Annotated in this window: 5 protein-coding genes; 3 read left to right on the top strand and 2 right to left on the bottom strand. The window is 60.2% G+C overall.

Features of this window, described 5'->3' with window-relative positions; translation table 11 throughout:
* Window positions 1–697: 697 nt before the first annotated feature.
* Window positions 698–1,408 (top strand): IMP cyclohydrolase, encoded by a 711-nt coding sequence (locus ACMKFF_RS09375; protein WP_419496765.1) that lies wholly within the window; start codon window positions 698–700, stop codon window positions 1,406–1,408.
* A 206-nt stretch (window positions 1,409–1,614) separates the two neighbouring features.
* Window positions 1,615–3,048 carry an adenylosuccinate lyase gene (gene purB / locus ACMKFF_RS09370; RefSeq protein ID WP_349134406.1) on the top strand — a complete coding sequence of 478 codons (1,434 nt, stop codon included), beginning with the start codon at window positions 1,615–1,617 and terminating at the stop codon, window positions 3,046–3,048.
* Window positions 3,049–4,664: 1,616 nt separating this feature from the next.
* On the opposite strand, the gene ACMKFF_RS09365 is transcribed toward purB, so the two are convergent.
* Both ACMKFF_RS09365 and ACMKFF_RS09360 read right to left on the bottom strand, forming a co-directional pair.
* Window positions 4,665–6,671 carry an LTA synthase family protein gene (locus ACMKFF_RS09365; protein WP_419496764.1) on the bottom strand — a complete coding sequence of 669 codons (2,007 nt, stop codon included), beginning with the start codon at window positions 6,669–6,671 and terminating at the stop codon, window positions 4,665–4,667.
* Window positions 6,672–6,940: 269 nt separating this feature from the next.
* The gene (locus ACMKFF_RS09360) at window positions 6,941–7,441 is read right to left on the bottom strand and encodes a 23S rRNA (pseudouridine(1915)-N(3))-methyltransferase RlmH (protein WP_419496763.1); all 501 of its coding nucleotides are present in this window, start codon (window positions 7,439–7,441) and stop codon (window positions 6,941–6,943) included.
* Window positions 7,442–7,682: 241 nt separating this feature from the next.
* Between ACMKFF_RS09360 and dnaA the strand changes: the two genes are divergently transcribed.
* Window positions 7,683–8,996, top strand: a complete 1,314-nt coding sequence (gene dnaA / locus ACMKFF_RS09355; RefSeq protein WP_349137006.1) for a chromosomal replication initiator protein DnaA — start codon at window positions 7,683–7,685, stop codon at window positions 8,994–8,996.
* The last annotated feature ends 169 nt before the right edge of the window (window positions 8,997–9,165 follow it).

Genomic DNA, 9,165 nt, shown 5'->3' with positions numbered 1-9,165 from the left:
ATTGCCACGTCGCTTTGCTCCTCGCAATGACACGTCAGGGGAGCGCGAGGTGCACCAGTGCCCTCCTGCGGTTTAATTCCCCTGTACAAGGCGCTCGCTCCCCGTAAAGGGGACGCCGCATCCGTAAGGCGGCAAAGCCGCCAACGGCTGCGCAGTGAGCGCCGCTACAGACGCAATCGGTCGGTGCGTTTTTATCGGCACCTTGTACGAACTGGAAGTGCCTTCCCGAGATTGCCACGGGCGCAGAGCGCCCTCGCAATGACAAACTTGGGGGCCATTGCCTTTTTAACATTGGCCCGCACTTCCCGCCGGTGCAGTGTCGGGAGGGGCATGCCCCTCCCCTACAATGCACGGCAGAAAGCCTCGTGCAGCTCTCCACGTTCCATTCTCGTCTTTCCACTTCCATCCCGCTCTTCCTCTACACATAACATTACAAATATCTTCGTTCTATGGAAAAAGCACAAAAATCCGCGGGGGAACCCGAAACGTTCGTTGATTATTCCGTCACGGCGGGATTTGACGAACGCGGGCAAATGTGATAAAATAAAGGCACAAAGAGAAAGCGGCGCGTTCAAAAATACAGACCCGGTTTTCGGGATCGCGCGGCAGGATCGGTTCGTTGCCGACCGTCTGGGCACACCTGCGTTTGCGGCAGGTGCGCCGTTTTTTTTCAGACGGGGCAGGGAGGAGAATCAGAATGTATGACATTTCGCGTCTGCTGCGGGACAATCCCTATCCGGGCCGCGGCATCGTGCTCGGCCGCTCCGGCGACGACCGGTGCAGCGTGCTGGCCTATTTCATCATGGGCCGCAGCGCCAACAGCCGCAACCGCGTGTTTGTCCGGACGGACGACGGCATCCGCGCGCAGGCCTTCGACCCTGCGGCTATGACGGATCCCAAGGGCATCCTCTATAACCCGGTGCGGCGCATCGGCGAGGCGTGGGTCGTTTCGAACGGCGACCAGACCGACGCCATCCGCGACTGCTTCGCCGTCGGCCGCCCGTGGGAGGAGGCGCTGCGCGCCAGCACGTTCAAGCAGGACGCGCCGGACTTCACGCCGCGCATCTCGGGCCTGCTGTATCCGGACGGGCACTATGCCCTGTCCATTCTCAAGGCGATGGAGGGCAGCCCGCGCTGCTGCCAGCGCAGCGTCTTCGACTATGACGTGCCGCGCGCCGGGATGGGACACATCATCTACACCTACGAGGGCGACGGCACGCCGCTGCCGTCCTTCTGCGGAGAGCCGCGCGCCGTGACCATCTGCGGCAGTCAGGAGGACTTCACCGCGGCGGTGTGGTACGGCCTGCACGCGGAAAACCGCGTGTCGCTCTTCACGGCCTTTATCGACCGCCGGAGCGGCGAGGTCACGACCCGGATCGTAAACAGAAACCAGAACATCGGAGTTTAATGGGGAACCTCTGATGGAATTCCCTTCGGCGGATGCCGAATCTTTTCCGCCGATCCATCGGTTCAGAAAGCTTGGAGTACACAAAGTACGCCTGCGCTTTCCAAACCTCGACTCGACGAAAAATCTCACGCCATCCACGCTTGTGAATTCCATCAGAGGCTCCCCGTTCGATCGATCGGACTCAGTTGTAAAAAGAGGAGAACATCATGCAGACGGACCGTTATATTTCCCCGCTCTCCACGCGCTATGCCAGCGCGGAGATGCAGTATCTTTTCTCGCAGGACTTCAAATTCCGCACCTGGCGGCGGCTGTGGATCGCCCTGGCCCGCGCGGAAAAGACGCTCGGCCTTGCCATCACGGACGAGCAGATCGCCGAGCTGGAGGCCCACCGCGATGACATCAACTATGCTGAGGCCGAGGCCCGCGAGCGCGAGGTGCGCCACGACGTGATGAGCCACGTCTACGCCTACGGCCTGCAGTGCCCGAAGGCGGCGGGCATCATCCACCTCGGCGCGACGTCGTGCTACGTCGGCGACAACACGGATCTCATCATCCTGCGCGAGGCCGCGCAGCTCGTGGTGAAGAAGGCCGTGCAGGTCGTGCGGAACCTCTCGGCCTTTGCCGACCGCTGGAAGGACACGCCCTGCCTCGGCTACACCCATCTGCAGCCCGCCCAGCTCACGACCGTGGGCAAGCGCGCGGCGCTGTGGATCAACGAGCTGCTCATGGACATCGATGAGCTGGAGTTCCGCCTGTCGCGCCTGCAGCTGCTCGGCTCGAAGGGCACGACCGGCACACAGGCCTCGTTCCTCGAGCTGTTCGGCGGCGACGAGGGCAAAATTCAGGAGATGGAGCGCCTGATCGCGGACGAGATGGGCTTTGCGGGCGTCGTGCCGGTGTCCGGCCAGACGTATTCCCGCAAGGTGGACAGCTACTTCCTCTCGGCCCTGTCCGGCATCGCCCAGAGCGCGATGAAGTTCGCGAACGACCTGCGCATCGCCCAGTCGTTCGAGGAGCTGGAGGAGCCGTTTGAAAAGCACCAAATCGGCTCGTCCGCCATGCCGTACAAGCGCAACCCCATGCGCTCGGAGCGCATGTGCGCGCTGGCGCGCTATGTGATGACGGACAGCCTGAACCCCGCGTTCACGGCGGGCACGCAGTGGTTCGAGCGCACGCTCGACGACTCGGCAAACAAGCGTCTTTCCGTGGCGGAGGCATTTTTGGCGACGGACGCCATTTTGAACATCTATATGAACATCACGGAGGGCATCGTGGTCTATGAGCGCGTCATCGCCCGCCGCGTGATGGAGAAGCTGCCGTTCATGGCCACGGAGAACATTCTCATGGAGTCTGTGAAGCGCGGAGGCGACCGGCAGGAGCTGCACGAGGCTCTGCGCGTGCATTCCCACGCCGCGGCTGCCCGCGTAAAGCTCGAGGGCGGGCAGAACGACCTGCTCGACCGCATCGCGGCCGACCCGCTGTTCCCGCTGAGCCGGGAGGAGCTGGAGGAGATGCTCGACCCGCGGGCCTTCATCGGCTGCTGCCCGTCGCAGGTGACGCGCTTCCTGAAGGACACGGTGCAGCCCGTCGTGGACCGCTGGGGCGCAAAGGAGACCCTGACGGCCAAACTGGAAGTTTGAGTATTTGAATGGAAGATTGAGAAAAAAATTCCCGGACGCAGGTCCGGGATTTTTTTTCGTGGAAAATGGAGAGTGGAAAGTGTTGCAGGGCTGCCAGTCGTGCGTTGTAGGGGCGAGGCATGCCTCGCCCGGCGCGGCACTCGCAGCCCGTACAAGCCGCCGTTAAAATGGCAAAGGCCGAAATATGGGGTGTAGCGCCGCTCACTGCGCAGCCGTTGGCGGCTTTGCCGCCTTACGGATACGGCGTCCCCTTTACGGGGAGTGAGCGCCTTGTACAGGGAAATTAAACCGCAGGAGGGCACTGGTGCACCTCGCGCTCCCCTGACGTGTCATTGCGAGGAGCAAAGCGACGTGGCAATCTCGCAGTACCCGGCCGCATCGTGGGAAAGCTATCGGCGAAAACGCAGCTGCCTTCCCGAGATTGCCACGTCGGCCTTTGGCCTCCTCGCAATGACAAATCGGGGGCGTTTGCCATTTTGACGGCGGTTTGTACGGGCTGCAAGTGCATCGCCGGGCCCGGCTGTCCCCTCCCCTACAACGCGCAAACAGCTGCCTTGCACAACTCCGGATTTTCGTCAAAATGTATTTGACATTTCGGGAGCAGGCGGATATAATAAAGATGTGGAAACCCAGACGGTTGCCACAAACATAACGTATCTCTTTCCGATTTGTGAATTAGATCATTCACAAATCAGTGAGTCGTCTGGTTGCGACAGACGGCTCACTTTTTTTCTTTCCGAAGCCAATCGGCGATCTGGCAGAGATGCCAGATGATCGAAAGAACCCAGAACAGGTCTTGAAGTGTTATGTATATCACCTCCTTTGGGATATTTCCCGCAGGAGCTATATACCTGCCTCCATTCCGCACCCGCGGGATGACAGGCAACCGTCTCTGAACCGTACACCGTCAATCGGAATCAACCATGGACGGTGGGTTTCCACGTTTCTATCGTAACATATGCAGAGAAAAAGTCAAGTATCAATTTGCGCGTTTATGAGAAAATGATACGGATTTTAGTAAGCCCCGGCGAAACGATTTGCGTTCTCGCCGGGGCTTTTTTGTGATTTGGAAGTGCCTTCCCGAGATTGCACCCCAAGGGCACTTCCTCGCGCTTCGCGCTCAGGGCGCCACGGCCCCGTTGGGGCCTCGCAATGACAAATCTGAGAGCTTCACGCCACAGAATGCGTACCGCAAAAGTTGCCAGTCTGCATGGCGCTCAGCGAGCGCCTTGTACAGGGGAATTAAACCGCAGGAGGGCACTGGTGCACCTCGCGTTCCCCTGACGTGTCATTGCGAGGAGCGAAGCGACGTGGCAATCTCGCAGTACCCGGCCGCATCGTGGGAAAGCTATCGGCGAAAACGCAACTGCCTTCCCGAGATTGCCACGTCGGCCTTTGGCCTCCTCGCAATGACAAATCTGAGAGCTTCACGCCACAGAATGCGTACCGCAAAAGTTGCCAGTCTGCATGGCGCTCACTGAGCGCCGCTACAGACGCAATTGGTGCGTGCCATTTTAACGATAGCCTGTACGGGTCGGGAGTGCGCAGCCGGGCCCGGCTGTCCCCTCCCCTACAGCGCATTGCGGGAAGCTATGGGAAAGCGCCACTTTCCACTCTCAATTTTCTCCGTCCGGCGGGAGGTTATCCCCGAACAGGTATCTCCAGTAATCCTGGTCGAGCACCCATTCCGAGGCGCGGAAGCGATTGCTCACGTCCTGATTGCGCTCCTCGACCTCCTCGGACGTCAGCTCGTCGCCCTGCAGCAGGATCAGCTCGTCCAACGGAGCGTAATACATCGCGTTTTCCGTGATCCAGCTGTGATCCCGCAGGAGAACGAACGGCTCCGCGTCCGAGAACACGTCCCGGCCCATATACAGCCGCGAGTCAAAGTCCAGCCCAAACAGGTTCGACAGCGTCGGCAGAATGTCGAGCGTGCAGCACAGGCTGTCCACCCGCTCCGGCTTCATGCCCTTTTTATAAAGGATAAAGGCGTTGCGGTAGCGCTCGAACCGCGTGTCGATCTCGTGCCCGGCAAGCTCGCTCTGCTCCTCGTCCGTCAGGCCGTAGGGATAGTGATCGCCCGTCAGGGCGATGACGGTGTTCTCCGCCACGCCAGCCTCGTCCAGCCGCTGCAGCAGCAGCTCCAGCGCACGGTCCAGCTCGATCTGGCAGGCGAGATAGGCCCGGACAGAGCCGCTGTAGGGCAGGTCCTTCACAAGGTCCTGATTCTTTTTCGCCATGGCGTTGCCGTTGAAATTATACTCCAGATGACCGGAGACGGTCATGTAATACGCATGGAACGGCTCGCTCCCCATGTAGTCTGCCGTCGTCTTGTCGATCATCTCGATGTCGGATTCCGGCCACGTCGCCTCGACGTCCAGCCCGTTTCCGAGCGCACGGTAGACATAGCCGAGGTTCGGATGCGACAGATTGCGGTCATAATAGGTATAGGTGTGGTCGTGATAGGCATAGGCGCTGTAGCCGAGGCGCTTGAGCTGCTGAGCCATCGTCAGCGGCATGGCATTCTCTGCGCTGTCACGGAACGACCACGTTCCCGGCTTCGGGATCGTGCCGGTCAAGGCGGCATACTCGCCGTCCGAGGTCGAAACGTCCCAGTACGGCGTGTAGAAGTTCGTGAAGTTAAAGCCCTCCGTCTGCAGCTTATAGAGCGTCGGCGTCAGCTCCGGGTCGATGGCGAGGTACGAAAAGCTCTCCGCCGTAATGAGGATGAGGTTGCAGCCCTTAAACATGCCGGTCTTTTCGTTCTTGTTCGTCGGCGTGCGCGAGGAGAAATAGGCGTTCAGCTCCGAAAGCACGTCGTTTCCCTCCGTGGGCACGGCGTCAAAATCCAGCTCCAGCACGTTCGGACTGGTGTCGACCACCGGCTCCGGGAGGACGGTCGGCTCCGTGGCGTCCGGGAGCGCCGGCTCCGTCGGGGCCTCCGTCGGTGCTTTCGTCTCCGTCGCCAGCTCGATCTCGCCGCCCTCAAAGCCGAACAGCAGCCGGTGCACGTCCAGCCGGAACGCGGGCATCAGGCCGAGGTGGGCCGTCGTCTGCTTCATGTCGTTCGTGTTGTGATAGAGGTCATAGGCCGAAAGCGGCTGCGTGCCGAAGACCGGCAGCAGGGCCATCAGGCCGAAATGCACGGCGGCGGCCAGCGCCGCAAACGCCGGGAGATACGGAAGGCGCAGCCGCGCCGCCGAAAAGCGCTTTCCGAGCACGGCGTGGCCCACGGGCGGCAGGAGCATCAGGCTCAGCGGCAGCCAGTTTTTGCGGATGGCGTGCAGCGTGACCCTCCAGAACTGCATGACCTGCCCGCCGTTTCCCATGGAATAGGCGGAGTAGAAGCAGTGGAAGATCGAGTAATACACGAGCTGCGAGGCAAAGAAAATATAGCAAAGCCCGCTGCACACCGGCCCGAGCACGCGGTTCGCGCGCGGCGGGAACAGGCGGCACAGCGCAAACAGCAGCACCGCCGGAACGAGCGGATAGAGCATCAGCAGCACGAGCTCCGGCTGCCAGAACTGCGGGGCCGTGGCAGCATGGACGACCAGCTCCATAAAGCACAGCTCCGCCCAGAAAAACAGCAGAAGCCACCACGGCCCGAATTGATGTTTGTTCATGTTTGTTTTCCCTCCGGGATCAAATAAATTGTATGGGAACTTCCTTGCGCTGCGGGACTTGGCTCTCCCTTTGGGAGAGCTGGCGGCGCAGCCGCCTGAGAGGGAAATCGACCCTCCCCTTGCTTGCTATTGCCATTCAAAGGTGCCTGCGAGGCCCTCTCATTCACCTTCGGTGACAGCTCTCCCAGAGGGAGAGCCAAGGGCGCTTCGCGCCTCGCAATGGCGCAAATGGAAGCCTCCCCGGCGAAAGGGGCGCGAAAATCCGTCCCTTACTTATGATATTTCGTCCCTGCCAGGATGCTCTCCGCGCGGTAGAGCTGCTCGAGCGCCATGACGCGCATGAGGTGGTGCGGGAACGTCATTTTGCTGAACGACAGGCGGAAATCCGCCATGCGCTTGATGCGCGCGTCGATGCCGAACGACGAGCCGATCAGAAAGCACGCCGCGCTGCGGCCGTTGAGCTTTTCCGCCTGCAGACGCTCGGCCAGACCCTCGGACGAAAGCTCCGTCCCCTCCGGCGTGAGCACGCAGAACCACGCGCCGCGCGGGAGCTTCGCCTCGATCTGCTCCGCCTCGCGCGCAAGGCCCGCTGCGATCTGCGTCCCGTTCGGATCGTCCGGCAGGCGGCACTCCGGCAGCTCGATCAGCTCGAATTTGCAGTAGGCCCCGAGCCTGCGGATATACTCGTCCGCCGCTGCCGCGTAATAGCGCTCCTTGAGCTTGCCGACCGTGATGAGCGTGATGTGGAACATCGCGTTACCCTCCGTCATTTCGATTTTCCGGGCAGCGCCGCGCGATTCAGCGAAACCCTTCCGCTGTGCGGGCTGCCTTTGATTTTGCTGATCATTATAGCACCTTCGAGCCGGTTTGACAACCTTCGACCGGTACCTTCCAAAAGAACGTTAAGAATCTCCGCCATTGGATGTCCTTTTTATATAATGTGTCTACTTGCATAACGACCGCTTTTGTGGTAAAATTAGAAGGAATAACTATGCAGGAAAGGAGCCCTCTATGTATTCCAACGCCTATGTGTGGTCACGCGTTCTTTCCTATCTGGAGCAGCATTCCCCGGCCATTGCGATCGCCTCGTATTTTGACGATGCCGAGGTCATCGAGCTGACGGAAAGCAAGCTCGTCATCTACTCGCCGTCTCCGTTCCGCAAGGACGTGATCGTCAAGCGCTATATCGATCAGATCCGCGAGGCCATGCGCGACCAGTTCCAGACGGAGGTCGAGGTCGTCGTTCTCGACGAGACCGAGCTGCCGCAATACTCCAAAAACAAGAAAAACCGCAATTTCGTCGAGTTCAACTCGCAGTATACGTTCGATAAATTCGTCGTCGGTTCTTCGAACCAGCACGCGTTTTCCGCCGCCCGTGCCGTCGCGGATAACCCCGCCGACGCCTATAACCCCCTGTTCATCTACGGCGAGTCCGGCCTCGGCAAGACGCACCTGCTCTATGCCATCGCCAACCAGATCCAGCGCGAGCACCCGGACTATAACATCGTCTACATCAAGGGCGACCAGTTCACAAACGAGCTGATCGACGCCGTCCGCAGCGGCAAGAACTTCGAGTTCCGCGACAAATACCGCAACGCCGACCTCTTCCTCATGGACGATATTCAGTTCATCGCGGGCAAGGACGCCACGCAGGAGGAATTTTTCCATACGTTCAACTCGCTCTACGAGAACAAGCGCCAGATCGTCCTGACGTCCGACCGCGTTCCCGGCGACATGGTCCGTCTGGAGGACCGCCTGCGCACCCGCTTCGAGTGGGGCCTCATCGTAGACGTCCAGCCGCCCGATTATGAGACGCGCTTCATCATCACGCGCGAAAAGGCGCTGGAGCTGGGCATTGAGCTGCCGCAGGACGTCGTGGATTACATTGCCGAAAACATCACGAACAACGTCCGTCAGATCGAGGGCACCGTCAAGAAGATCAAGGCCTATCACGACCTGACCGGCATGCCGCTGGACATCACGAACGTCTCGCGCGCCATCAAGGACATGTATAAGGGCAAAACGCAGGCCATCCCCACGCCGGACCTCATCATCAGCGAGGTCTGCCGCTTCTACTCCATCGACGAGAGCACCCTGCGCAGCACCCTGAAGAACAAGGGAACGGCCGAGGCCCGCCAGGTCGCCATGTACCTCATCCGCAAGCTGACGAACCTGTCGCTGCCCGATATCGCCAAGGAATTCGGCAAGAACCATACCACCGTCCTCTATGCCCTGAAAAAGGTCGAGCAGGAGCTGCCGAATTCCTCCAACGGCCTGCAGGATAATATCCGCGATATCACGTCGAATATCAACTCCCGGCTGTAAACGCCCGGATGCGGCAGGTTCCCAGACCTGTCATTGCGCAGCTTGGCTCTCCCTTTGGGAGAGCTGGCGGCGCAGCCGCCTGAGAGGGAAAATCAGCCCTCCCCTTGATTGCTATTGCCATTCAAAAGTGCCTGCAAGGCCCTCTCAGTCACCTTCGGTGACAGCTCTC

The organism is Faecousia sp., from assembly GCF_048519415.1.
Lineage (GTDB): Bacteria > Bacillota > Clostridia > Oscillospirales > Oscillospiraceae > JAZOXB01.
This window is presented reverse-complemented; position numbering and strand designations above follow the sequence as displayed.

Coding starts and splice junctions, on each gene's coding strand:
- ACMKFF_RS09375 (WP_419496765.1), top strand. CDS start 698: ATGTATGACATTTCGCGTCTGCTGCGGGACAATCCCTATCCGGGCCGC.
- purB (WP_349134406.1), top strand. CDS start 1,615: ATGCAGACGGACCGTTATATTTCCCCGCTCTCCACGCGCTATGCCAGC.
- ACMKFF_RS09365 (WP_419496764.1), bottom strand. CDS start 6,671: ATGAACAAACATCAATTCGGGCCGTGGTGGCTTCTGCTGTTTTTCTGG.
- ACMKFF_RS09360 (WP_419496763.1), bottom strand. CDS start 7,441: ATGACGGAGGGTAACGCGATGTTCCACATCACGCTCATCACGGTCGGC.
- dnaA (WP_349137006.1), top strand. CDS start 7,683: ATGTATTCCAACGCCTATGTGTGGTCACGCGTTCTTTCCTATCTGGAG.